This window comes from Yinghuangia aomiensis (genome assembly GCF_039542225.1).
GTDB classification, from domain to species: Bacteria; Actinomycetota; Actinomycetes; order Streptomycetales; family Streptomycetaceae; genus Yinghuangia; species Yinghuangia aomiensis.
Genome location: NZ_BAABHS010000015.1, coordinates 141,780 through 166,693, shown reverse-complemented (window position 1 = coordinate 166,693; position 24,914 = coordinate 141,780). Strand labels below are relative to the sequence as shown.

Annotated in this window: 22 protein-coding genes; 12 read left to right on the top strand and 10 right to left on the bottom strand. The window is 73.9% G+C overall.

Annotation, left to right across the window (positions count from 1 at the left end):
• Nucleotides 1-238 precede the first annotated feature (238 nt).
• Nucleotides 239-502: a hypothetical protein gene (locus tag ABEA93_RS21885; protein WP_345677368.1), complete on the bottom strand. Its 264-nt coding sequence runs from the start codon at nt 500-502 to the stop codon at nt 239-241.
• A gap of 165 nt (nt 503-667) precedes the next feature.
• On the opposite strand from ABEA93_RS21885, the gene ABEA93_RS21880 reads away from it, so the two are divergent.
• The 8 genes from ABEA93_RS21880 to ABEA93_RS21845 all read left to right on the top strand — a co-directional run bounded on the left by ABEA93_RS21880 (nt 668) and on the right by ABEA93_RS21845 (nt 12,189).
• On the top strand, nt 668-2,020 hold the full coding sequence (locus ABEA93_RS21880; RefSeq protein WP_345677367.1) for a hypothetical protein: 1,353 nt from the start codon (nt 668-670) through the stop codon (nt 2,018-2,020).
• Nucleotides 2,017-3,063, top strand: coding sequence for a glutamate ABC transporter substrate-binding protein (locus ABEA93_RS21875; protein WP_345677366.1), 1,047 nt, complete (start codon nt 2,017-2,019; stop codon nt 3,061-3,063). Before ABEA93_RS21880 ends, ABEA93_RS21875 begins: the two co-directional genes overlap by 4 nt.
• A complete protein-coding gene (locus tag ABEA93_RS21870) occupies nt 3,060-4,409 on the top strand; it encodes a hypothetical protein (RefSeq protein WP_345677365.1) in 1,350 nt (449 codons plus the stop codon). Before ABEA93_RS21875 ends, ABEA93_RS21870 begins: the two co-directional genes overlap by 4 nt.
• Nucleotides 4,396-6,648, top strand: coding sequence for a serine/threonine-protein kinase (locus ABEA93_RS21865; protein ID WP_345677364.1), 2,253 nt, complete (start codon nt 4,396-4,398; stop codon nt 6,646-6,648). Before ABEA93_RS21870 ends, ABEA93_RS21865 begins: the two co-directional genes overlap by 14 nt.
• Before the next feature lie 5 nt (nt 6,649-6,653).
• Nucleotides 6,654-8,000, top strand: a complete 1,347-nt coding sequence (locus ABEA93_RS21860) for a protein phosphatase 2C domain-containing protein (protein WP_345677421.1) — start codon at nt 6,654-6,656, stop codon at nt 7,998-8,000.
• 6 nt (nt 8,001-8,006) lie between these two features.
• Nucleotides 8,007-9,332 carry a VWA domain-containing protein gene (locus ABEA93_RS21855; protein ID WP_345677363.1) on the top strand — a complete coding sequence of 442 codons (1,326 nt, stop codon included), beginning with the start codon at nt 8,007-8,009 and terminating at the stop codon, nt 9,330-9,332.
• Nucleotides 9,333-9,467: 135 nt separating this feature from the next.
• Nucleotides 9,468-10,337 (top strand): double zinc ribbon and FHA domain-containing protein, encoded by an 870-nt coding sequence (locus ABEA93_RS21850; RefSeq protein ID WP_345677362.1) that lies wholly within the window; start codon nt 9,468-9,470, stop codon nt 10,335-10,337.
• Nucleotides 10,338-10,572: 235 nt separating this feature from the next.
• Nucleotides 10,573-12,189 carry a beta-N-acetylhexosaminidase gene (locus ABEA93_RS21845; protein ID WP_345677361.1) on the top strand — a complete coding sequence of 539 codons (1,617 nt, stop codon included), beginning with the start codon at nt 10,573-10,575 and terminating at the stop codon, nt 12,187-12,189.
• Nucleotides 12,190-12,373: 184 nt separating this feature from the next.
• On the opposite strand, the gene ABEA93_RS21840 is transcribed toward ABEA93_RS21845, so the two are convergent.
• A complete protein-coding gene (locus ABEA93_RS21840; RefSeq protein ID WP_345677360.1) occupies nt 12,374-13,099 on the bottom strand; it encodes a DsbA family oxidoreductase in 726 nt (241 codons plus the stop codon).
• A gap of 185 nt (nt 13,100-13,284) precedes the next feature.
• Between ABEA93_RS21840 and ABEA93_RS21835 the strand changes: the two genes are divergently transcribed.
• Nucleotides 13,285-13,926, top strand: coding sequence for a methyltransferase domain-containing protein (locus ABEA93_RS21835; RefSeq protein ID WP_345677359.1), 642 nt, complete (start codon nt 13,285-13,287; stop codon nt 13,924-13,926).
• Here the strand turns inward: ABEA93_RS21835 and ABEA93_RS21830 are convergent.
• From ABEA93_RS21830 to ABEA93_RS21795, 8 genes are all read right to left on the bottom strand, one after another.
• Nucleotides 13,901-15,154, bottom strand: a complete 1,254-nt coding sequence (locus tag ABEA93_RS21830) for an MFS transporter (protein WP_345677358.1) — start codon at nt 15,152-15,154, stop codon at nt 13,901-13,903. The two genes, ABEA93_RS21835 and ABEA93_RS21830, sit on opposite strands and share 26 nt — an antisense overlap.
• A complete protein-coding gene (locus ABEA93_RS21825) occupies nt 15,151-16,311 on the bottom strand; it encodes a PLP-dependent cysteine synthase family protein (protein WP_345677357.1) in 1,161 nt (386 codons plus the stop codon). Before ABEA93_RS21825 ends, ABEA93_RS21830 begins: the two co-directional genes overlap by 4 nt.
• Before the next feature lie 66 nt (nt 16,312-16,377).
• Nucleotides 16,378-17,331 (bottom strand): hypothetical protein, encoded by a 954-nt coding sequence (locus tag ABEA93_RS21820; protein ID WP_345677356.1) that lies wholly within the window; start codon nt 17,329-17,331, stop codon nt 16,378-16,380.
• Between the two features lie 742 nt (nt 17,332-18,073).
• On the bottom strand, nt 18,074-19,219 hold the full coding sequence (locus ABEA93_RS21815) for an RNA polymerase sigma factor (protein WP_345677420.1): 1,146 nt from the start codon (nt 19,217-19,219) through the stop codon (nt 18,074-18,076).
• 8 nt (nt 19,220-19,227) lie between these two features.
• Nucleotides 19,228-19,635 (bottom strand): YciI family protein, encoded by a 408-nt coding sequence (locus tag ABEA93_RS21810; protein ID WP_345677355.1) that lies wholly within the window; start codon nt 19,633-19,635, stop codon nt 19,228-19,230.
• Between the two features lie 137 nt (nt 19,636-19,772).
• Complete coding sequence (locus ABEA93_RS21805; RefSeq protein ID WP_345677354.1) at nt 19,773-20,402, bottom strand: MarR family winged helix-turn-helix transcriptional regulator; 630 nt, start codon at nt 20,400-20,402, stop codon at nt 19,773-19,775.
• A 72-nt stretch (nt 20,403-20,474) separates the two neighbouring features.
• The gene (locus ABEA93_RS21800; RefSeq protein WP_345677353.1) at nt 20,475-20,795 is read right to left on the bottom strand and encodes a type II toxin-antitoxin system PemK/MazF family toxin; all 321 of its coding nucleotides are present in this window, start codon (nt 20,793-20,795) and stop codon (nt 20,475-20,477) included.
• Between the two features lie 14 nt (nt 20,796-20,809).
• A complete protein-coding gene (locus ABEA93_RS21795) occupies nt 20,810-21,151 on the bottom strand; it encodes a hypothetical protein (protein WP_345677352.1) in 342 nt (113 codons plus the stop codon).
• Between the two features lie 289 nt (nt 21,152-21,440).
• Between ABEA93_RS21795 and ABEA93_RS21790 the strand changes: the two genes are divergently transcribed.
• Genes ABEA93_RS21790 through fahA form a run of 3 tightly spaced genes read left to right on the top strand, consistent with a single transcriptional unit; the run spans nt 21,441 to nt 24,798 of the window.
• A complete protein-coding gene (locus tag ABEA93_RS21790) occupies nt 21,441-22,637 on the top strand; it encodes a homogentisate 1,2-dioxygenase (protein WP_345677351.1) in 1,197 nt (398 codons plus the stop codon).
• Nucleotides 22,634-23,569: a hypothetical protein gene (locus tag ABEA93_RS21785; protein WP_345677350.1), complete on the top strand. Its 936-nt coding sequence runs from the start codon at nt 22,634-22,636 to the stop codon at nt 23,567-23,569. The genes ABEA93_RS21790 and ABEA93_RS21785 overlap by 4 nt, the downstream gene beginning before the upstream one ends.
• Entirely contained in the window at nt 23,566-24,798 is a 1,233-nt protein-coding gene (gene fahA / locus ABEA93_RS21780; RefSeq protein ID WP_345677349.1) for a fumarylacetoacetase, read from the top strand. Before ABEA93_RS21785 ends, fahA begins: the two co-directional genes overlap by 4 nt.
• Nucleotides 24,799-24,914: the final 116 nt, after the last annotated feature.

Sequence of the window (24,914 nt, the reverse complement as noted above, 5' to 3'; positions counted from 1 at the left end):
GCCGGGCGGCCCTGATACGGCCCGCACACGCCGCTGACAGCGGCGGAGGGAGCGGAGGACAGCGCTGAGACGGCCCTGACACGGCGCTGACACGACGGCCGCGACGGGGGCTGTCACAGCGGGGCGAGGAGCATCAGTTCACAGGCGAGGGAAGCCGGGACGTCGTGGGGATGCAGGGCTTGGACGAGTTCGACCGGGCCGCGGGCGGCAACGGAAGCCATCGGGATTCCTCGCCGGGTCAGCGGCGGTCCTGGCGGGCGGCGTGGGCGGTGATCTTGATGGTGATGCCGCTGGCGAGGACGGTGGAGGCGAGGGACGTCCACAGGCACACTTGGGCCCACGCGGCGTCGGGCGACAGCGCCTGGGAGAGGAACTCGAGGAACAGGAAGCCGCCGGCCAGGAACAGGACGACCGCGAGCATGATCAGCGGGCCGTGGGAGCGGGGCTCGTCGATGAACTCGCGTTCGGTGCGCTCGCGGTGCCTCGGCAGGTTCGACGTCATGCGGTCACGATGGCGGATCGGCCCGGTGACCGGGATGAGTTGTGGTACTCAACCGGGATTGAGGGAAGACCATCGAAGCAATGGCCAAGGGCCGCGATAGCTTCGGGGTGGGGGCTTCCGGTTCGGTGGGGCAGTCGGCAGGTTGGGGGAGGTCGCAGGGTGGTCATGGCGGTGGCGCAGCCGGAGGCGAGTGCGGTCCAGCCGCGGACGCGGGGCCGGTGGGTGCGGCGGGTCGTGCGCGTGGCGCGTACGACGCCGGGCCGGTTGGCTTCGACCGGGGTGGTGCTCGTCGTGCTGGCGCTGCTGGCCGGGGTGTTCGGGTTCGTGGCGGTCAAGGAGCGGTCGGATGCCGCGGAGCGGGTCGCGACGCGCAGTGAGCCGCTGGCGGTGCGCACACAGGAGCTGTACCGGTCGTTGGCGGACGCCGACGCGACCGCGGCCGCCGCGCTGCTGTCCGGCGGCATCGAGAAGCCCGCGCTGCGCGACCGCTACGAGCAGGACATGGACAGCGCGCAGCGCACCCTGATGGCCGCGTCGTCCGCGGGCGCCACGGGCAACGTCGCCGAGCTGCTGTCCCGGCTGTCGGTCGAGGTGCCGCAGTACCGGGAGGACGTCGCCCGGGCGAAGACCGAGACGCGGCAAGGCCACACGGTCGGTCCGGCGTGGCTGAGGGCCGCGTCGAAGCAGATGCAGGACGTGATCCTGGTCGATGCCGCGGCCCTGCACGAGGAGGCCGGCAAGCAACTGCGCCGGGACCACGACCGGGCCACCGGCATACCCGTGGCGGCGATGGCCGCCGGGGCGCTGGCGCTGGCGGCGCTCGTGGTCGCGCAGGTGTGGTTGGCGCGCCGGACGAAGCGGGTGTTCAACCCGGGGCTGCTGCTGGCCTGCCTGTCGGTGGCGGCGCTGCTGGTGTGGGTGAGTGTCGGATTGTCGAGTGCGCGCGACCGGTTCACGGAGAGCCGGGACGGCGGGTGGCGGCCGGTGGAGGCGTTGTCCGCGGCCCGGTTCGCGGTGCTGCGGGCGCGCGGCGACGAAGGCCAGATCCTGGTGCAGCGCGGTACCGACAACGGCAAGTACGAGGCGGATCTCAACGGCGAGTTCGCGGACCTGTCCGGCAGCACCGGCGACCCGGCACCGGAGAAGCGGCTGCTCGGCGAGGCAGCCCGGCTGTCCGCGGGCGACCCGGTGACGCTCGCCGACATCGACAAGGCGCGCGGCGCCGTCGGGGACTGGCAGACCGCGCACGATGGCGTGAACGTCAAGTACGAGAACGTCGACTACGCGGGCGCGGTGGCCGAGGTCATCGGCGACAAGGGCGGCTCGCAGACGGCGTTCGACCGGGCCGACGGCGCGTTGGCCGACGCGATCAAGAAGGACCAGGCCGACTTCGAGAAGTCGGTCAAGCAAGGCCGGGACGAACTGGCCGGGTTGGGCGTCGGCGTGGTCGTGCTCGCGGTGCTCGCCGCGGTCGGGATCGTCGACGGCATGCGGCGCAGGTTGGGGGAGTACCGATGACCGGGACCGCCGCCGCGCGCGGCCGGAAGCAGACGACCCGCACCCGAGCAGCCCTCGCCTTCGCCGCGACCGCCGCGGTGCTCCTCGCATCCGCCTGCGGAACGTCCACGACAGGTGCTCCCGCGCCCATCGGCGCCGCGCAGGCCGCCCGTCCGCAGGCCGCCGGAACCCCCGAACCCGGCCCGACGCCGAACTGCGGCAACCCCGAACTCAGCCTGAAGCCCCCGACGGTGCTGCCGACCTCGTTCCCGGACGGTTCGCTCTTGCAGCACATCAAGACGCAGGGGTACTTCACCGCGGGCGTCGACCAGAGCACCTACCCGTTCGGGTACGTGGATCCGGCCGACGGCCGTCTCAAGGGCTTCGACGTCGACCTGCTCCGCGAGATCGCCAAGGCGATCTTCGGCGACGCGAACGACGGCCGGATCCGCTTCCGGGTGCTGAAGAACGCCGACCGGGTGCCCATGGTGGCCGACGGGAAGGTCGACATCGTGGCGATGACGATGACCGTGGACTGCTCGCGCCGCCAGAAGGTCGACTTCTCCGACGTGTACTTCCGCGCCGGGCAGGAGGTTCTCGTGCAGAAGGACCCGGCGCTCCCCGCCGCGGTCAAGCGGCAGGGCCTGGCCGGCATGACCGGCCTGCGGGTCTGCGCGCTCGACGGCTCGACGTCGTTCACGCGCATCAAGCAGCCGCCGTTCACCGGCATCGTCCCGGTGACCGGCGACACGTGGGCGGACTGCCTGGTCAAGCTCCAGAAGGGCGAGGCCGACGGGGTCTCGACCGACGACACGATCCTCGCCGGGCTCCAGGCGCAGGACCCGGTGTTCACCGAGGTGATCGGACCCCCGGTCAGCCAAGAGCCATATGCGATGGCGATCGCCAAGGAGAACCCGGACTTCGTGCGGTACGTCAACGGCGTCCTCGCCAAGCTCCGCGCCGACGGCACCTGGAAGGACCTCTACCGGAAGTACATCGGGAACTCGCTCAACGACGCCGACCCGAAGCCGCCCGCGGTGACCTCCTGGCGGGACCAGCCGTGACCGCACCCGACCCGATGTGGACGCGCGACGACATCGACCAGGCCGTCGCCCGGCTGGAGTCCGAGTCCGACGGGATCTCGGCCGGCCTGATGGCGCTCGACGAGCATCCCGGCCGCCGGCTCCTGGAAGGCGCCGCGCTGGACGGCCGCACCCGGGACCGCTGGGCCGCGTGCCGCGCGGACATCGCCCGCCTGTGGGAGCTGTACGCCGCCTACGGCGCCGTCCTCGACGAGGTCCGCACCCTGCGGGCCCGCCGCTCCCGCCCCTCGCGCACCGAACTCGACGAGATGGCACGCCTGCTGACGGGCCCGTCGATCGTGGTGCCCGGGGTCGAGGTGCCGATCGCCCAGCGCGACCTCGTCGATCCCCAGGCGGGGGTGCGGCGGGTGACCTTCGACGCGCTCGTCGCCGAGATGAACCAGGTGTGGCGGCGCGCGACCGAACTCGTGGCCGCCGTCGACGAGGTGTGGACGCAAATCCTGCCGCGCCTGGACCGCGTCGAAGCGTCCGCGACCGAGGCGGCCGCGCTCGTCGACCGCCTCGGCGGTGCCGCGGCGCTCGCCGTCGAGGCCCGCGTGGTCGCCGACGTGCGCAAACGCCTCGACGAGGCGCGGCACTTGGTCGCCGCCGACCCGCTGCGGTTCGCCGGAGCCCGCCCCGACGCCCGCCTCGGCAGCGTCGACCTGGCCGCCCTGGACCGCGACCTGGCGGGCGTCCGCGACGGGCTGCGGCAGCTCAAGCTGCTCCAGGAACGCTACGAGGAACGCATGCAGCGCGTCGCCGGCCTCGTCGACGTGCTCGCCGCCGACGAAGCCGAAGCGCACCGGCGCCGCGCCCACGTCAGCGCCCGGATCGCCCGTGGACTGCCGGAAATCACCCCGCAGTCCCCGCCGTTGCGGTCGCGCGCCGCGCAGGTCGCGGACCTGCGCCGGCGTGACGCGTGGCCGCAGCTGTCCGCGCAGCTCAGCGCGCTGGAACGGGACCTGGTGGGGGCCGCGGAACGCCTCCGTGCGGCCCGCACCGACCTCGACGCGCTGCTGGCGCGCCGCGACGAACTCCGCGGCCTGCTCCAGGCGTACCGCGCCATGGCGGGCGGCCGCGGCCGCGGCGAGGACGCCGCGCTGGAGGTGCTGCACCAGCAGGCGTACGACGCGCTGTGGCGCGCGCCGTGCGACCTCGACCACGCCGCCCGGCTGGTCGCGGATTACCAGGACGCGGTTACCACGGGCGGGGGAACTTCCGCCGCTTCTCGTGGCGTTCGTCCGATACCCGGAGGAAACCGGGACACTGCCGCCGGAATAGTGCGGTCGACGCAGGGGGAGGGCAAGGACCATGGCGATCTGTAACCGGCCCGACTGCGGGACTGGCGAGATCGACGCCGACGGGTACTGCGAGGATTGCGGGCGCGCCCCGCTCCAACCGGCCACCACCGGCGGCGGGACGGGCACGTCCGCGAGCGGGACCCGGTCGGGGACCGCGTCGTCGGGCCGTACCGGCACCGGGCGCACCTCGGGCCGGACGTCGCGGCGCACCGGCGCGGTGCCGACCGGGCGGCGCCTCGGCGCGGGCATCGTGGAGATCCCGGCGGTGCCGGTCCGCGACCCCGCGTCGATACTCATGCGCGACCCGGCGATCCCCGAAGAGCGCCGGTTCTGCCGGAACGAGGCCTGCGGGCGGCCGGTCGGCCGCGGCCGGGACGGCAAGCCGGGCATCGCCAACGGCTTCTGCCCGTACGACCGCACGCCGTATTCGTTCGCACCCAAGCTGGAACCCGGAGATGTGGTCGGAGGCCAGTACGAGGTGGTCGGCTGCCTGGCCCGCGGCGGTTTCGGCTGGGTCTACCTGGCGATCGACAGGGGCGTGCACGACGCCTGGGTCGTGCTCAAGGGCCTGCTCGGCAGCAACGACACGGACGCCCGCGAGGCGGCGGTGGCCGAGCAGCGGGCGCTCGCCCAGATCCAGCACGCCAACATCGTCAACATCCGCAACGTCGTCTCGCATGTGGACAAGTACACCGGCGACCAAGAGCCCTACATCGTCATGGAGTACGTCGGCGGCATGTCCCTCAAGGACCTGCTGGAACGCCGCCGCACCGAGACACAGGACCGGCGCGCGGTGCTGCCGCTCGACCAGGTGCTCGCGTACATGATCGAGATCCTGCCCGCGTTCGGCCACCTGCACGGCCGCGGCCTGGTCTACTGCGACTTCAAGCCGGACAACGTCATCCAGACCGACGACCAGCTCAAGCTGATCGACATGGGCGCCGTGCGGCAGATCGACGACGAGTACGGCGCGATCTACGGCACCGTCGGCTACCAGGCGCCGGAGATCGAACGCGACGGCCCCACCCCGGAGTCCGACCTGTACACGGTCGGGCGGTCGATGGCGGTGCTGAGCTTCCCGTTCGCGAACTTCACCAAGAAGTGGAAGCACGCGCTCCCGCCGGCGAGCGAAGTGCCGCTGTTCCAGGAGTTCGAGTCGTACCACCGGCTGCTGCTGCGCGCCACGCACCCGGACGCGGCGCAGCGGTTCGCGTCCGCGGCGGACATGGCCGAGCAGTGCCTGGGCGTGCTGCGCGAGGTCGTCGCGGCGCGCGGCGGCGAGCCGAAGCCCGCGCTGTCCGGGCTGTTCGGCCCGGAGACGCGGGTCGGGCACCCGGACATGACCGCGTGGGACGATCCCGCCGCGCCCAAGCCGAGCGTGCTCGCCGCGGGCCTGCCCGTGCCGCGCGTCGATCCCTCGGACCCGGCGGCGGGCCTGCTCGCGTCGCTGCCGACCAACGATCCCGACGAGCTGCTGGCCGCGCTGACCGCGGCGGGGGTGAGCACGCCGGAGTCGACGCTGCGGCTGGCGTACGTGTGCATCGAACGCGGCCAGATCGTGCGCGCCGAGGCCTTCCTCGACGACATCGACCCGGACGACTGGCGGCTGCTGTGGTACCGCGGCCTCGCGGCGCTCGCGGAGGGCCGCAACGCGGACGCCCTCGGCGCGTTCGACGCGGTCCGCGCCCTGCTGCCCGGCGAACGCGCCCCGCGCCTGGCCCTCGGGCTGTGCCTGGAACTCGTCGGGCGGCACGCTGATGCGGCCCGCGAGTACGACGGCGTGTGGCGCACCGACCGGTCGTACGTGAGTGCCGCGTTCGGCCTCGCGCGGTGCCGTCAGGCGCTCGCCGACCGCCCCGGCGCGGTCGCCACCCTGGAGTCGGTGCCGGACACGTCCGCCTACCACGTCGCCGCGCAGACCGCCGCGCTGCGCACCCGGGTCTGCGACCGCGACCCGGTGGACCACCTGGAGATCGACCTGGTGCAGGCCTCGGGGCACTTGACGGCGCTGCCGCTGGAGGGCGAGGCGCACGACCGGCTCGCCGCCGTGCTGCTGCGCGCCGCCCTGGACTGGGTCACGCACGGCAGCGCGGGTGCCACGGGGCAGGCCGGCCCGGTCCTGGGCAGCGCGTTGGAGGAGCGGTCGCTGCGGTTCGCGTTGGAACGCACGTACCGCTCGATGGCACGGCACGTCGACAGCATGGAAGAACGGGTGGCACTGGTGGACATGGCCAACGAGGTCCGACCGAGGACATGGGTGTGAGCGCCATGGGATGGGTGCCAGGCGCCCCGCCCCCGGCCTCCCCGGCGTCCGGGTCGCCCGCGGCGTCCGTCGGGCCGACGGTCCCCGCGCAGGCCGTGCCCGACGGGTCGGGCGAGTCCTGCCCGAACTGCGGTGTGGTGCCGCAGCCGGGCCATCTCTTCTGCGAGGCGTGCGGCTACGACCTGCGCCGTGCCGCGCCGGCTCCGCCGGTCGCCGAACGCGCGCCGCGCCGCGGCGAGTTCGCGGGGGCGACGTGCCGGTTCTGCCGGACCGCGTCGATCTCCCCGGACGGCTGGTGCGAGGCGTGCGGCCGGGAGTTCAACCCACGCGACTCGGTCGAGACCGACCTGAAGATCACCGCGGGCGTCAGCGACCGCGGGCTGCGGCACCGGCGCAACGAGGACGCCATGGCCGTCCAGGTCGTGCCGTCCGCGCACGGCGGCGGACCCACGGTCGTGGCGGTGGTCTGCGACGGTGTGTCGTCGTCGCCGCGCCCCGACGAGGCGTCCGCGACCGCGGTCCGGTCGGCCTGCGCCGCGCTCGCGTCGGCGCTGCGCGGCGGAGCGGGGCCCGAGGCGGCCACCGGGTCGGCGGCCGCGGCGGCGGCGCGCGCGGTGGCCCGGCTGGCCGGGCCCGGCGATCCGGACGGCAACGCGCCGGCGTGCACGTACGTCTCGGCGGTCGTCACTCCGTCGTCGGTGACGATCGGCTGGGTCGGCGACAGCCGCGCCTACTGGCTCTCCGCCGACGAACTCCCGGTCGCCGAAGGCGACGCGACGCTGCCCGCCCGCGGCGGGGGCGTTGTCCTGCACCCGGCGCCGGAACCCGACCACGAACCGGTGCGCATCGCCATGCCGGACGCGCCCGGCGGCGGGAACGGCCGCGACGGCGCCCTCGACGAGCCCGCGCCCGTCGAGGACACGCTGCGGCTGCCGACCCCGTCCGTGCTGCTCACCGAGGACGACTCGTGGGCCGCGCGCATGGTGGCGTGCGGCCAGCTCACCGAGGCCCAGGCCTACGCCGACCAACGCGCGCACGCGATCGTGTCGTGGCTCGGCGCCGACGCCGGCGAGGTCCGGGCCCGCGTCATGACCATGCGTCCGAACAACCCCGGCGCGGTGCTGCTCTGCAGCGACGGGCTGTGGAACTACGTGCAGGCCGCCGCGACGCTGTCCGCGTTCGCGCTGCCCTACGGGCTTTCCCAGCCGCTGCGCGCCGCCCGGGCCTTGACCGACTACGCGCTCCAGTCCGGCGGCGCCGACAACATCACGGTGGTGCTGGTGCCCTACCCGCCCGCCGCTCACGTCCCCATCCCGCCCGCCGGTCAGGCCGGGCCGGACCCCAAGGAGTAGCCGCCCATGGCCGCCAATCCGAGCACGCCCGGCGTGCCCGATTTCGACGTCCAGGTCTTCCAGAACGAATACGTGCCGCTCGGCGGCCAGGTCGTCCATGCGATAGCCCAGGTCACCGCGTCCGGCGCGGGCGCGACCGGGGTGCCGGTGACGAGCCAGGCCGCTCAGGTGATCCTCGTCGACACGTCCGGGTCGATGGACTTTCCCGGCACCAAGCTGATCGCCGCCAAGCAGGCCACCAAGGCGGCCATCGACACGATGCGCGACGGCACGCTGTTCGCGGTGGTGTCCGGCACCGGCATGGCGACGATGGTGTACCCGCAGGACGAGCGGCTCGTCGTCCTCGACCAGACCACGCGCGCCGAGGCCAAGCGCGCCGTCGACCGGCTGCGGTCCCGCGGCGGCACCGCCATGGGGCAGTGGCTGATGGCGGCCAAGCGGCTGTTGGAGCCGTATCCGCACACCATCCGGCAGGCGATCCTGCTCACCGACGGCAAGGACGAGAGCGAGACCGAAGCCGACCTGGAGGCCGCGATCCAGGCCTGCCAGGGGGTGTTCACGTGCGACTGCCGCGGCGTGGGCACCGACTGGGTGGTGTCCGAGCTGCGCAAGGTCGCGTCCGGGCTGCTCGGCTCGCTCGACCTGGTCGCCGAACCGGCGAAGCTGGTCGAGGACTTCACCGCGATGATCGAGAACGCGATGGGCAAGGCCGTCGCGGACGTCGCGCTGCGGGTCCGCACCCCCGGCACCGCGAAGGTCCGGTTCGTCAAGCAGGTCCGGCCCACCATCGAGGACCTCACCGACCGCCGCGCCGACGCGGGGACGAACATCGGCGACTACCCGACCGGTTCGTGGGGCGCCGAGAGCCGCGACTACCACATCTGCCTGGAAGTCCGGCCCGCCGACCTCAACGACCGGGTGCGCGTCGCGCTCGTCAGCCTGGTGTCGCGCGGCCCCGACGGCTCCGAGACCGAACTCACCCGGATCGGCGTGTTCGGCGAGTGGACCGACAACGAGGAACTCTCCACCAAGATCAGCCGCGAAGTGGCCATGTACACCGGCCGCGCGGAACTCGCCGCCGCCATCCAGGGCGGCCTCGAAGCCCGCCGCCAGGGCGACGACGACGAGGCCACCGCCAAGCTCGGCCGCGCCTACGCGCTGGCCGCCGAAGCCCAGGACGAGGACACCGCCAAGCTGCTCCGCAACCTGGTCGAGGTGGAGCCGGTGACCGGCACGATCAAGCTCAAGGACCGCAGCAAGGTCTCCGTGGAGGACGAGATGCGGCTGGACACCGACTCCGTCAAGACGTCCCGGCTGCGGCCCAAGACGTGAGCCGGGCGCCGGCGCGGGCCCGGGTACGGGACCGCGCCGGTGGGCCGGTCGGACCCAACCGGCATGATGACCCGAAACGCCCGAACCGGCGGCCCCGTGCCGCGCGTCGTCGTCACGGAAGAAGGAGGCGCTGACATGGCGATTTGCCCGCGCGGCCACCACTCGGTCGCCGACGACGGCTACTGCGACGAGTGCGGCCTCCGGACGGACGACGGCATGGGGCCGCCGCCCGTGCCGCCGTTCACCGAGCACTGCCCGGTGTGCAACACGCCGCGCACCGGCGGCTGGCTGTTCTGCGAAGCATGCGGCCATCAGTTCCAGGAGCAGCCGCCGACCGATCCCGGGCCGGTCTACCCGCCTCCGGTCATGCCGGTGCCGGGGCCGGACCCCTATGTCCCTGTGCACCCTGTGCCGTCGACCGATCCCGGGCCGTACTACCCGTCCCCGGATCCGATGCCGATGCCGGGGCCGGACCCGTACGTCCCTGTGCACCCTGTGCCGTCGACCGACCCTGGGCCCTACTACCCGTCTCCCGATCCGGGGCCGGGCCCGTTTGTCCCCATGCCGCCTTCGCCGCCCACCACCGGCGCGCTGTGGATCGTGACGATCACCGCCGACCACGAGTACTTCCGGCGCGTCGTGGCGCAAGGCGGGCCGGACGCGAGCGGCATGCGGTTCCCGCCGTACCACGAGCCGTGGACGGTGCAGCTCGACGGCACGCGCGTGCGGGTCGGCCGGCGCCGCACCACCGAGACGGCGTCCGGGGGACCGGAGATCGACCTGTCGGGTCCGCCGTCCGACCCGGGGATCTCGCACCTGCATGTGGTGTTCATGAACCAGGACGGCACCGGCTGGACGCTCGTCGACCCGGGTTCGCGCAACGGGACGACGATCAACGGCGGTGAGGAAGCCATCGACGCCAACGTGCCGGTCGTCCTCCGGGACGGGGACCGTGTGCACGTCGGGGCGTGGACGACACTGGAAGTCCACGTCGTGGCGATCTGACCGAGACGGAGCGACGCGCCCGGACCGGGCCGGGATCGCGGGGCGGACGCCCCTGCGGTCCCGGCCCGGTCGGCGTTTCCCCAGGGTCGTGCCCCGCCGGTTCCGGCGAGTTCCGGGCCGCTTCCTCGCCGCTTCCGGGCCACTTCCGGGCCTTGGTGCGGTGGATCACGGGCCCGCCTTCCCCTAGGGTGGTCTGGACCAATTGTGGGTGCCCGTCGGGGGAGGTCCCTTGCGCATGCCGTCGCTGCACGCCTCCATCCTGCTCGCCGTGCTCCTGCTCGCGGCGGCCGGAACGGTGGCCTGCTCGTCGTCCGAGCCGGGGGCGCCCCCGTCCACCCCCGCCGAGCCGGGCAAGGAGAAGTCGAACGTGCCCTCCACCGCCGGATATTCCGCGCTCGTCCCGGTGCCCGTGCGGGCCGCGGCGGCGCCCGGGGCCGCCTGGGTGCTCGCCCCCGGCACCCGCATCCACACCGCACCCGGATCCGCGGAGGCCGCCGGCGTAGGCGAGTTCCTGGCCGGACTGCTGCGCCGCGCCACCGGCTACCCGCTGCCCGTCGAGGCCTCCGACGCGCCCGCCGGGATCACCCTCGCGCTGGAGCCGGGCGCACTCGACCACGACGGCGAGGAGGGCTACCGGCTCGACGTCACCGCGGCAGGCGTCGCCATCCGTGCGGCGCGCCCGGCGGGCTTGTTCTTCGGTGTCGCCACGCTCCGCCAACTGCTGCCCGCCGCGGTCGAGTCCGCGGCCGGCGCGCAGGCCGACGGGTGGACGGTGCCCGGCGGCAGTGTCGCCGACCGGCCGCGCTACGCGTACCGCGGCTTCTCGCTGGACCTCGCGCGGCACTACTTCACGCCCGCGGAAACGCGTCGCTTCGTCGACCACCTGGCGCGCTACAAGTTCAACACCCTGCACCTGCACCTCACCGACGACCAGGGCTGGCGCATCGCGATCGACGGGCGCCCGAACCTGACCGGTGTCGGTGCGGCGACCCAAGTCGGGGGCGGGCCGGGCGGGTTCTGGACGCAGGACGACTACCGGGCGGTCGTCGCCTATGCGGCGGAGCGGTTCGTGACCGTCGTTCCGGAGATCGACATGCCGGGGCACACGAACGCGGCCCTGGTCGCGTATCCCGAACTCGGCTGCGACGGGGGCACATACACGCCGTACACCGGCGTCAAGGTGGGGTTCAGCGCGCTGTGCGTGGACAGCGAGAAGACGTACGCGTTCGTCGACGAGGTCGTCGGGCAGATCGCGGCGCTCACCCCCGGTCCGTACCTGCACATCGGCGGCGACGAGGCCCACACCCTGCCGAAGGACGCGTACGCGCGGTTCATGGCCCGCGCTCAGTCCGTCGTGGAGCGGCACGGCAAACGCGTCATGGCGTGGCATCAGCTCGCGGACGCGGCACCGGTGCCCGGCGCGGTGCTGGAGTACTGGAACCAGTCCGGCAAGGACGCCGACCGGGTCGCCGCGGCGGCCCGGGGCGGGGCGAAGGTCGTCCTGGCGCCCGCCGACCACACCTACCTCGACATGGCGTACGCGGGCGGCGAGCGGCTCGGGCTCACGTGGGCGGGCACCGTCGACGTGCGGCAGTCGTACGAATGGGAGCCCGCGACGCACCTCGACGGCGTTCCCCAGGACGCGGTGCTCGGCGTCGAAGCGGCGCTGTGGGGCGAGACGGTGACCTCGGTGGCCGATGCCGAGTACCTGGTGTTCCCGCGCCTGGCCGGGGTCGCCGAGACCGCGTGGTCGCCGCGGGACGCGCGGGACTGGGACGGCTTCCGCGGCCGGCTGGCCGCGCAGGCCGCGTACTGGGACGCGGCGGGGATCGGCTACGCGAAGCGGCTGTGAACGACGGGTCGTCCGTCAGGCCGCGCGCCGGATCCGGGGCTCAGGGGAGCCGCCCCGGCGCCGGCGCGGGGGCCGCGGGGAGGGTGGCTGAGCACCGTCCGCGCGGCACACCTCGACGGCCCGCCCACCCCGGTGTCGGGTGGACGGGCCGTCGGGGACGCGGTTCTCCGGTTGTCGCCGCGGATCAGACCGCGCAGGCGCCGTCCGCGCAGTCGTCGCCTGCCTCGCCTGCCTCGCCGGGCTTGGCCGCTTCGTCGGCGGCGGGGGCCTCGGCCGCGACCTGCTCGGTGACCTGGGCGAGGACCCGCGCGAACGTCTCGGTCTCCTGTGCGCCCTGCACCGCCCACTTGCCCGCGAACACGAACGTCGGCACGGCCGTCACGCCGATCTGCCGCGCCTCGTCGATCTCCCGGCGGGTCTCCTCGACGCCCGCGTCGGACGCCAGGAACGCCGCGGTGCGGTCGCGGTCCATGCCCGCGTCCACGGCCGCATCCACCAGCTGGGCGTGGTCGCCGACGTTCGCGCCCTCGCTGAAGTAGGCCTTCAGCAGGCGGTCCTTGAGCGCGGCCTGGGTGTCGCGGCCGTACGCGTCGAGCGCGTGCCACAGCAGCCGGTGCCCGGTGAACGTGTTCGCCGACAGCGCCTTGTCGAAGTCGAAGGAGATGCCTTCGCCCATGCCGACCTCGTTCAGCCGCGCGTGCATCGCGGGCAGCGCGTCGGCGCCGAACTTCGCCGCGAGATGCGCGGACAGCGGCGCCGCCTGCTCCGGCGTCGTCGGGTCGAGCTGGTACGGGCGGTAGACCACCTCGATGGCGTCCGCGCCGGCGAACTCGGCCAGCGCCTTCTCGAACCGGCGCTTCCCGACGTAGCACCACGGACACGCTATGTCGCTGTAGACCTCAACCAGCACTTTCGTCCCACTTCCCACGGCACCCGAGCACACGAAACCGGACCCGCGCCGCAGGTCCTTGACCATTCAACCAAGCGCAACGGCGGAATGTTCCGGGTGCCCGGCGCACGCGGGCCCGGGTCCCGGGCCGGGGGGCTTGCACAAGGGCCTCCCGGCAGGGCATGCGGGGGCGTACGTTCGGGGTCATGGCCGACGCAACCACCGCGCGCCCCGTGCGCAGCCACCCCGTCTTCGCCGTCTTCTACCGCCGCCTCTGCGACGTCACCGACCGGGCCGGGTTCGCCAAAGTGCGCGCCGCGCTGCTGGCCGAGGCGACCGGCAACGTGCTGGAGATCGGCGCCGGGACGGGCGGGAACCTGCCGCACTACGTCAACGCCGACCGGCTCAGCGTCGTCGAACCCGACCCGGCCATGCTCAAGGTGCTGCGCACCCGGCTCGACCGCGCGCCGGTGCCGGTCGAGCTGATGCCCGCCCCGGCGGAGCGGATCCCGTACGCCGACGGGCAGTTCGACACCGTCGTGTGCACTCTCGTGCTGTGCTCCGTCGCCGACCTGGACAAGGCCGTGGCCGAGGCCAAGCGGGTGCTGAAGCCGGGTGGCAAGGTGCTGTTCATCGAGCACGTCGGCGCGCCGTCGGCGAAGGCGCGGCGCACGCAGCAGCGCATCGAGCCGGTGTGGAAGCGGCTGTTCGGCGGCTGCCTGCTGACCCGCGACCCGGTGGCCGCGTTCGAGCGGGCCGGATTCACCGAGGTTGCGGCCGAGGACGTGGTCCTCGGCCGCAACCCGGCCCCGGCCAAACCGATCATCCGGGGGAGTGCGCGAGCCTGAGCCGCCCCGACCGGTCCAACGCCGCCACACACACCGCGCACCCGAGGCCCGTCGCCGCCATCAGCAGCCACGGCAGCGCGGTCAGCCCGGCGCGCGCGGACGCGTCCCACAGCGCGCCGGTGCCGATCGTGCCGACGGTGATGCCGATTCCGCACACGGTGTTGTAGAGGCCGTAGTGGGTGGCGACGAGCCGGTCGCCGGACAGCCGCACGACGGTGTCCATCTCGAACGGGTAGGCGAGCGCCGACCCCGCGGCCAGCAGCGCCGTCGTCGCGAGCAACGCCGCCAGGCCGCCGGACAGCAGCAGCGGGACGAACGCGGCGCCCATCAGCGCCGCGCCGTGCGCGATCGCCCGGCCGGGTGACCAGCGGGCGCGGGCATATGCGGTGAGCCGGCCTTGCGCCAGCACGCCGGTCAGTGCGGACACCGCGAACAGCGCGGTCGTGGCGGTGTCCCCGGCATCGCCGAACGCCCGCTCGGCTTGGAGCGGGAGCGCCAGGTAGACCTGGAAGGACAGCACGTAGGTGCCGGTCATCGCCGCGGAGAAGGCCAGGAAGCGGCGGTTGGCGAACACCTCGCGCCAGGAGGCCAGGACCCCGGCGTGCCCGGCCGCGGGCTTCGCGTCGCACGGCAGCAGCAGGATCTGACACACGCTCAGCACCCCGAACAGCAGCGCGGATCCGGCGGCGACCCAACGGAAATCGAAGGCCAGCAGGGCGAGTCCGATGAGCGGCCCGGCGAACATGCCCGCCTGGTAGAAGAGGTTGAAGACGGAGAACGCCTCCACCCGGCGGTCGCCCGCCTGATCCGCCACCGTCGCGCGCACCGCGGGATTGAACAGCGCCCCCGCGAAGCCGGTGGCCGCGGAGGCGACCACCAGCGCGGGCAGCGACGTCGCCACCGCGAGGAGCACGAACCCGGCGGTGCGCAGGAGGCAGCCGGCGACGATCATCGGCTTGCGGCCGTACCGGTCGGCGAGCGCGCCGCCGAGCAGGAACAGCCCCTGCTGGCTCAGGTTGCGCACCCCGAGCACGAAGCCGACCGCCCAGCCGGCCAGCCCGAGCGGGCCCGCGAGATGCGCGGCCAGGTACGGCATCAGCATGTAGAAGCCCGCGTTGATGGTGAATTGGTTGACCGTCAGGAAGCGGAGAGGGGCGGGGAAGCTGCGCCAGGTGGTGGTGAGGGGGAGGGCGGGTTTGGCGTCGGTCTGCGTGCGCGGGGCGGTCATGCCGCGGCCTCCGGGGTGGGGCGGCGGGTCCAGCGGGTCCAGCGCTCGGCGACCTCGGTGCCCGGGTCGTGCAGGGTGAGCGGGGGTTCCGGCGGCGCTGTCGCGGTCAGGCCGCGGGCGGCGCACCAGGCGTCGTCGAAGACGGTGCCGCAGTAGCGGTGCATGCCGTCCGGGAACACCGCGGCGATCCGGGTGTGCGGCGGCAGTTCGCCCGCGAGCCGCCCGGCGACCAAGGCAACGGCGCCGACGCTCCAGCCGCCGCTCGCCCGGTGGTGCCGGGCCAACGCCCGGCACGCCCACACCGCTTCCGCGGGTGCGACCCAGTGCACCTCGTCGAACGCGTCGTGGTCGACGTTGCCCGGATGGATGCTGCTGCCCAGACCGCGCATCAGCCGTGGCCCGGCGGGCTGGCCGAAGATCGTCGAACGGACCGAGTCGACGCCCACCAGCCGCAGCCCCGGGCTGAGCGACCGCAGCGTGCGTGCGGTGCCGGCCGAGTGGCCGCCGGTGCCGACCGCGGCGACCAGCACGTCCACTCGGCCGAGCTGTGCGGCGAGTTCGAGGCCGAGGGCGGTGTAGGCGTCGACGCTGTCCGGGTTGCCGTACTGGTCGGGGCACCACGCGCCCGGTTCGGCGGCGAGCAGTTCGGCGACGCGCTCGCAGCGGGCCCGCTGCCAGCCGCCGTGGTCGTGCGGGCGGTCGACGACCTGGACGTCCGCCCCGTACGCCCGCAACTGGCCCAGCAGCGGCGGCTCCATGCCCGGATCGGTGACCAGCGTGACCGGGTGCCCGTGCGTCAGCCCGGCGAGCGCCAGCCCGAGGCCGAGCGTGCCGGACGTCGACTCGACGATCCGGGCGCCCGACGCCAGCACGCCGCGCGCCCGGGCGCGGGCGACCATGTGCAGTGCGGCGCGGTCCTTGATGCCCCCGGGGTTGGCGCCTTCGAGCTTGGCCCAGAACGACCGACCCGGCGGGGTGAGCGGTGCGCCGATACACAGCACCGGGGTGTTGCCGACCAGGCCGGCGGGGGTGCGGACGGGGGCGGGGAGGCGGCCGGGCTGTTCCGGTGCGTCGTCCGCGGTGGGGGCGGAGGCCGGCGGGGCTGTCGTGGGCACGGTCGTCGCGGGCAGGGCGGAAGACAGGGTGGTGCGGTGCATGGGGTCCTCTGGACGGTGAGCGTGAACGCAGCGGGACGGGTCGGCGGCGCGTGACGGCGCCGCCGGTCAGGTCCGGCTCACGCAGACGAGGTCGAGGACGGGGCGGTGCCCGGGCAACGCCCGCTTCACACAACGCTGCCGGGCCAGCGGGGCGAGCGGCCCCGGATCGCCGGACGGGTCGGCGGCGACGGGCGGCGGCAGGAGCGGCGACGCACCGCCGAGCGGCGGAGCGGCGGTGTTCGGCACGGCTTGGCGGGCGCAGCCGGCCGGGGTGTCGCAGGGGAGTTCGGTGGGCTCGCCGGTGCCCTCGGCCGGGCCGTCGGGCGTCGCGGCGGCCGGGGTGTCGGCCAGGTGCGCCGGGGCGGCGCTGTGCGCGGCCACCCCGGCGACCGCGGCGGCGACGCGGATCGTGTTGGTGGGGGGAACGTACGGCGATCCCGTGCGGGCCTGGGCGCGGTCGGCGGTACGGGGGTTGAGGGCCCGGTCGGCGTCGGAGTCGGTGGTGCGGTCGGTGCCGAGGTCGCCGACGCGGGTGCCGTCGTCCGGGGTGCGGGTGTGGTCGGCCGCGGCGGTGACCGACCAGGGGCCGTCGGCGCCGGTGTCCGGGACGGCCCGGCCGGGCGGGAAGACGTCGGGCGCGAGCGCGTCGCGGGGGACGGCGGCGTCGGGCAACGGGGCGTCGGCGAAGAAGCCGCCGTGCCGGGCCGGGGCGGGCCGCGGATCGACGTGCGCCGTACCGCGCGGTGCGGCATGCGGTGCGATCGGCAGGGCGGCGGAGGCCGGGTTGGCGAGGACGCTCGTGTGATCCGACCCGCCGGAGGCCCCGTGCGGCGCGCACGCCAGACCGTGCGCCAGCGTGAGCAGGGCGAAGGCGGCCAGTGCGACGGCGACGAGGAGGCGGGGGAGGCCGCGCCGGGCACGCTTCGACGCGGAGGCGCCGGCGTCGCTCCGACGCGCCGTGCCCCGGCGAGGGGACAGCTCGGGCGCTGCGGCTTCCGACTGCGCTCGCGCGCGCCCCACCGCGGCGCCACCTCCGGGGATTCCGCCCCGACGAGAGCGCGGCCGAGGGCTGCCCGGACCGGGCAGAGTCGCCGCCATGGCACTGATAGTAAGCACTCGACCGCGAAGAGTCGCGAAGCGCTGCCTCGATCGAGTGAACGGGTGGGGAAGGGAGGACGCGGGCAGAGGCTCGCGGTGGCCGAGTGGGAGGGAGGGACGGCGTGGTGTTGCGTCGGCCGCGTGCGGGGGTGGCCGCTGCGTCGGCCCAGGCTGCGCTGTGGGGTTGCGCGGCTTCGGGCGACGAGGGTGCGGCACCGCGCGGCGTCGCCGGGGCGCGAGTCAGGTCGGGTTCGGGGGTGCGCAGGCGGGAGTGGGGGATCGGTTTGTTCGCCGAGCGACAGGGCGTGGCGGCGTGCGGTCGGGGTGTCCCGGGGCGGCGGGGACCGGGCAGCGGGGGAGCGCGAGTTCGGGCACCCGGAGGGCGCGCGCCGGAGCGGACCGGGACCCTGGCGGTTCACGTGCCGGCGCAGGCGCGGTCAGGGTGGGCTGTGCGGAGCGGGTGCGCGAGACGGGCTCAACCAGCCCGCGCGCTGCCGACCCGCCCGCCTGCGATGGAGCTGCGTCCGGCGCCCGCCGAGGGCGTCGCCGTCCTGTCCGCAGCGCGGATCCGCCCCCGGCCGCACCCGGCGACCCGAAGCCCGCGTCGGCGACCCGTCCGTCTCCGCAGGACACCGAGCGCGACGCCGCCCCGTCGCCCCGTTCCTCAGCCCCGTCCCCGCGTATTCAACCGGGCCGCCTCCCGCGTCAGGTGGTTCCGTTCCGCCAGGTTCGGGGCGTGGAGGGCGGCTTCCGCGTACAGGCGCGCCGCGGTGTCGGCGTCGCCGGCGCGTTCGTGGAGGTAGGCCGACGCCGCCGTGTAGCGGGGGAGCGTGGCGTCCACGGTGGCCAGCTCCGCCAGGCCCGCGCGTGGGCCGTCGGCCTCGCCCACCGCTACCGCGCGGTTGAGGCGGACCACCGGGTTGTCGGTCAGCGCGGCGAGTTCGTCGTACCACTCGACGATCTGGACCCAGTCGGTCTCCTCCGTTCTCGGCGCGTCGGCGTGCAGTGCCGCGATTGCGGCCTGCGCCTGGAACTCGCCGAGACGGTCGCGGGAGAGCGCGGCCTGGAGCACCACCACTCCCTCGGCGATCGCTGCCGTGTCCCAGCGGCTCCGGTCCTGTTCGGCGAGCGGGACCAGGCTGCCGTCCGGCGCCGTGCGGGCCGCGCGCCGGGCATGGTGGAGCAGCATCAGGGCGAGCAGTCCCGCGACTTCCGGGTGGTCGATGCCCGCCGCGAGCTGCCGGGTGAGCCGGATGGCTTCGGCGGCGAGGTCGACGTCCCCGGAGTAGCCCTCGTTGAAGACCAGGTAGAGCACCCGCAGCACGGTGGCGACGTCGCCCGGCTGGTCGAGTCGCGCACCCGACACCGTGCGCTTCGCCCGGCTGATCCGCTGCGCCATCGTCGCCTCGGGCACCAAATACGCCTGGGCGATCTGCCGCGTCGTCAGACCCCCGACGGCACGCAGCGTCAGGGCCACCGCGGACGCCGGGGTCAGTGTCGGGTGCGCGCACAGGAAGTACAGCCGGAGCGTGTCGTCCGCCTCGCGCGCGGGCCCCGGCGCCGGTTCCTCGTCGACGAGGTCCTCGCGGCGCCGCCGGGCGGCGTCGGCCCGGGCCGCGTCGAGGAACTTGCGCCAGGCGACGGTGACCAGCCAGCCCTTGGGGTCCCGAGGCGGGTCCGCCGGCCAGCTCCGTATCGCCTCGATCAGCGCTTCCTGGACGGCGTCCTCGGCCGCCGCGAAGTCTGCTCCGCGGCGGACGAGGATGCCGAGCACGTTCGGCGTGAGGCGCCGGATCAGTGCCTCGTCCATCGGCACGGTCACTCGGTGACCGTGGGGGCCTCGGTGAGGAACGGCCGCAGTTCGAGCCACTCGTGGATCGGCTTGCCGCCCGCGCCGGGTGCCGCGGACAGCTCGCCGGCCAGTTCGACGGCGCGTTCGTAGCTGTCGACGTCGATGACCATCCAGCCCGCGACCAGGTCCTTGGTCTCGGCGAAGGGGCCGTCGGTGGCGGGCGGACGGCCCTCGCCGTCGTAGCTGACCCACGTGCCTTCGGGGGCGAGCGCCTGGGCGTCGACGAACTCGCCGGTGGCTTCGAGCCGGGCCGCGAAGTCGTTCATGTACTGGATATGCGCGGTGACCTCCTCCGGCGTCCACTGGTCCATCGGCACGTTGTTGACCGGGTCCGGAGCGCCGCGGTAGTGCTTCAGCAGCAGGTACTTGGCCATGGTGGTTCTCCTCGGTGCTGGTGCGACCCAGTGTGGCCGCGTTCAGCCCGGGGACGGAGCACGCCGCGCGTTCTCGACATGGCCGGGGAAGTTTTCTCGGAGATTTTTTCGGCCCGGGGAAACCGGCCGTCCCGCGGTCAGTCCCGCCGCCGGACCCAGTCGCTCGTCGCGTGTGCCGCCAGCTTGCCGAGGAGGGCGGTGAGGGTCTCGCACTCGGCCTCGGTGAGGCCGTCGGCCCACCGGCGTTCGCGGGCGTTGTGCTCGCGATAGGCCGCCGACATCGCCGCCTCGCCGGAGGCGGTGAGCCGCAGGGTGACCGCGCGTCCGTCGTGCGCCGCCTGTTCGCGGGTGACGAGCCCCTGCTTCTCCAACGTGTTGGCGAGGCTGGACACCGCGGCACGGCTCATGCCGGACATCGCGGCGATCCGCTTTCCCTCGGTCGGCCCCGCCAGGTACAGCACGTTGAGCAGCCGGAAGCCCGACCACGTCCACCCGTGCGGCCGGTGGACGGCGGATTCGAGGTCGTACGTCACCACGCTCGCCACCCGGTTCAGCAGCAGGATCAGCCGCTGCGCGGCGCCGTCCTGCCCGGGCTGCAGCTCCGCCGCGCGGCGCACCGCGAAGTCGACGAAGGACAGGAAGTCCACGCCCGCGGCCGCATCCGGCCCGTCGGGGCCGCGATCGGGCACAGCGGACGCGACGGACTCGGCAGGGCCGGAAGCAGAGCCGGAAGCAGGTCCGGCAGGGGGAGCGACGGGGTCGGGCACCCGGTCAGGGTACGCGCCCGGTCCGCGACCCACGGGCGCGCCGACGCGGAAGGCCGGCGCGCTTCCTGCGGATCAGTGCTGGAGACCGAGGATCAAGCGCACCGAGTTCTCGACCTGCCGTAGTTCGGCCGGTGCCAGCAAGCCGAGCCGCCGCCCGAGCCTCGGTTTGGCCACGGTGTGGAGGTCCGTGCAGTTGACGTACGACTCGGCGTACTTGGTCAGCCCGGACCCGGCCCCGAGAGGGATGTGCGTGACTGCCGGCCCGGCCGTTCCCGTGACCACCGCGACGGTCACGGCGGACAGCGGCTCGGCGATCCGGTTCACGGTCAGAATGACGACGGGGTGTGGGCCCACGGGTTGGGGCAGCGCGCAGACCCACACTTCGCCGCGCAAGGCGGCACCTGGCGTCACCACTGCATGCGGTCCGCTTCCGCGAGCTCGTCCTCGGTGACGTCGGCCGTCCCCGCGGGCAGGGGTGCGGGCTGTCCGCCGTAGAACGTGCGCAGTTCCCGGGCCGCACCGACTTCGGCGGCCTCGCGGGAGAGCAGCCGAAGCCCCTCACGCAGCGCTTCCGAGGTCGAGCTGAGATCGAGCACGCGCATGACTTCGTGCAGCGCGTCGAGTTCGTCGGGCCGGAGCCGGACCTGGGCCAGCTTGCTCGGGCCCGGTTCGCCCCCGTGCGGCAGCCGGGCGTGCGCCGCGGCCGCCGGTTTCTCGGCCTTCTTCCGGGACGCCGCCGCGGCACTCATTGCTCACCTCCATGCTGTCTTACAAATGTCATACACCCAGAATCGCCCGGCGTTGCCGTCGCGTCAAGCGGGCGCACGGGGCTGGTCGGCAACCACCCCCGGTGCTACGCTCCGAATTAGTAAAAGGTTTTACAGAGTTTCCCGGTTGGATCTCCCGCCACCCGGGAACGGGCACAGGCAGGCGTTCCGCAACCCGGCACGCAAGCACGCATATCGCTCCACTGCCTGGGCACCGCCCCGGCAAGAGCGCACCGCAGCACCGCCGCGCACGAATCGAGGGTGTGAAGTCATGGCCTACTACCGGCGGCTCGGGTCGGTGCCGCACAAACGGCACACCCAGCACCGCACCCCCGACGGCGGCCTTTACTACGAGGAGCTGATGGGCGAGGAAGGCTTCTTCTCCGACTCCTCGCTCCTCTACCACCGCCACATCCCGTCGGCGATCGTCGACGCCGCGGCCTGGGACCTGCCCGACCAGGCCACCACGCCCAACCACCCGCTCAAGCCGCGGCACCTCAAGCTGCACACGCTGTTCGCGGGGCAGGACGGGGCGGACGCCGTCACCGGCCGCCGCCTGGTCCTGGGCAACGCCGACGTCCGGATCTCCTATGTCGTCGCGACCGCCGCGAGCCCGCTCTACCGCAACGCGCTCGGCGACGAATGCGTGTACGTCGAGTCCGGCAACGCCGTCGTCGAGACCGTCTTCGGGGTGCTCACCGTCGGCCAAGGCGACTACGTGCTGCTCCCCCGCGCCACCACGCACCGCTGGGTGCCGACCGGCGAGGAGCCGCTGCGCGCGTACTGCATCGAGGCGAACGGCCACATCAGCCCGGCCAAGCGCTACCTGTCCAAGTACGGCCAGTTCCTCGAACACGCGCCCTACTGCGAACGCGACCTCCGCGGCCCCGACGAGCCCTTCGTCGCCGAAGGCGAGGACGTGGACGTGCTGGTCAAGCACCGCGGCGCGCACGGCGCCCCGGTCGGCACGCGGTACACGTACCCGCATCACCCGTTCGACGTCGTCGGGTGGGACGGCTGCCTCTACCCCTACGCCTTCAACGTCGCCGACTTCGAACCGATCACCGGACGCGTGCACCAGCCGCCGCCCGTGCACCAGGTGTTCGAGGGCGACAACTTCGTGATCTGCAACTTCGTGCCGCGCAAGGTGGACTATCACCCGCTGTCGATCCCGGTGCCGTACTACCACTCGAACGTGGACTCGGACGAAGTCATGTTCTACTGCGGCGGCAACTACGAAGCCCGCAAGGGCTCCGGAATCGGCCAAGGCTCGATCTCCCTGCACCCCGGCGGCCACGCCCACGGCCCGCAGCCGGGCGCGTACGAGCGCAGCATCGGCGTCCACTTCTTCGACGAACTCGCGGTCATGGTGGATACGTTCCGCCCCCTGGAACTCGGCGAAGGCGGCCTCGCCGCGGAAGACCCCGCCTACGCGTGGACCTGGTCGGGACGGGGGCCCGCCGCGTGACCACGGACCCGCTCGCCGCCGCGCCCGGCACCATCCCCGCGCTGTTCCACGGCCTCGTCGACGACGCCGCGATCTTCCCGCCCGGCAACCTCCCGCTCGCGGAGGCCGTCGAAGCCCACCACCGGCACCGCGAGGCCTGGTACGCGGACCTGGTCGGCCCGTTCCTGGTCTCCGCCGCCAAGCTCCCCGGCCTGGTCGCGCTCGCCGACCCGCAACGCCCCCTGCGGGTCGCCGTCGTGGTCCCGGGCGGTGCCGAGGGCGTCGGACCGGCCGTGGCCGCGGTCATCGGCACGCCCGGCCTGGTGCTCGACGGCGTGGAGACCGCGGGCGGCACGCCGGAGGCGATCGTCGCCGCGTACCACGAGCACGTGCCCGAAGACGTGGCCGGCGCCGTCGAGATCCCCGCGGACGCCGACTTGGACGCGGCGCTGGGCGCCCTCGCCGGAACCCGGCACCGGGCGAAGTTCCGCACCGGCGGCACCACCGCCGGAGCCTTCCCGAGCGCGGCCGCGCTCGCCGCGTTCCTCGCCGGATGCGTCGACCGCCGCCTGCCGTTCAAGCTCACCGCCGGCCTGCACAACGCGCTCCGGCACACCGACCCGGACACCGGATTCGTGCACCACGGGTTCCTCAACGTGCTGGTCGCCGCGGCCGGCATGGAGAACGACGAAGGCCCCGAGATCGCCGAAGGACTGCTCCGCAGCGAGGACACCGAACTCGTCGCGCTGCTGCGCGAGCAGACGCCCGCGGCGCTCGCCGCCGCCCGCACCCGGTTCACCGCGTTCGGCTCGTGCAGCATCGAGGACCCCCTCGCCGACCTCGTCGACCTGGGGTTTGTCGCCCCACCGGGGGCAACCGCGCTACGGTCGCCGCGCGTAGACAAGCCGGAATCCGCTGCCCGCCCGTCCCCGGAATCCCTGGAGCACCCGTGACGTCCACTTGGCTGCCGGCCGGTACGGTCGCCGCCGATTCGCCCTTCGGCATCCACAATCTCCCGTACGGCGTCTTCACCACGACCGAGGACCCGTCGCCGCGCATCGGCGTCGCCGTCGGGAACGCGGTCCTCGACGCGGGCGCCGTCGCCCAGGCCACCGGATCGGACCACGCCGCCCTGCTGTCCGCGGCCACGCTCAACCCGCTGATGGCCGCCGGCCGCCCGGTGTGGACGACCGTGCGCGCGGAGATCACCGCCTGGCTCACCGACCCCGGCTACCGGCACGACGTGCTGCCGAACCTGACACCGCTTCAGGACGCGCGCCTGCACCTGCCGTTCGAGGTCGCCGACTACGTCGACTTCTACGCGTCGGAAGACCACGCGACCAACCTCGGCCGGATCTTCCGCCCCGACTCCGAACCGCTCACCCCGAACTGGAAGCACCTGCCGATCGGCTACCACGGCCGCTCCGGCACGGTCGTGGTGTCCGGCACCGACGTCGTCCGCCCGTCCGGGCAGCGCAAGGCCCCCGCGGACGCCGCGCCGACGTTCGGGCCGTCGCAGCGCCTGGACATCGAAGCCGAGGTCGGGTTCGTCGTCGGCACCCCGTCCAAGCTCGGCGAGCCCGTCGCGCTGGCCGACTTCCGCACGCACGTGTTCGGCGTGTGCCTGGTGAACGACTGGTCGGCGCGCGACATCCAGGCCTGGGAGTACGTGCCGCTCGGCCCGTTCCTCGGCAAGTCGTTCGCGACGTCGGTCTCCCCGTGGATCGTCCCGCTCGACGCCCTCGAACACGCCTGGACGGCGCCGCCCGCCCGCGACGTGCCGCTGCTGCCCTACCTCGACGACACGGCCGCCGCACCGGCCGGGCTCGACCTGGACATGGCGGTCGCACTCAACGGGCACGAGGTCTCCCGGCCGCCGTTCAAGGGCATGTACTGGACGGCCGCGCAGCAGCTCGCCCACATGACGGTCAACGGCGCGGCGCTGCGCACCGGCGACCTCTACGCGTCCGGCACGGTCAGCGGCCCCGATCGCGACCGGCGCGGCGCGTTCATCGAGATCACCTGGAACGGACAGGACCCGCTCAAGCTGCCGGACGGCACCACCCGCGGGTTCCTGGAGGACGGCGACGAGGTCGTGATCACGGCCACCGCGCCCGGCCCGGACGGCACCCGGGTCGGCTTCGGCGCGGTGACCGGGCGGATCAGGCCCGCCGTCGGCTGACCCGGCTGACCCGGCCGACCCGGCCGGCCGGGGCGCCCCCCGCCCCGGCCGCCGCGCACCACGGCACGACAGCACCACCGCGCCACAGCACCGCTGCAGGACAGCACCACCGCACT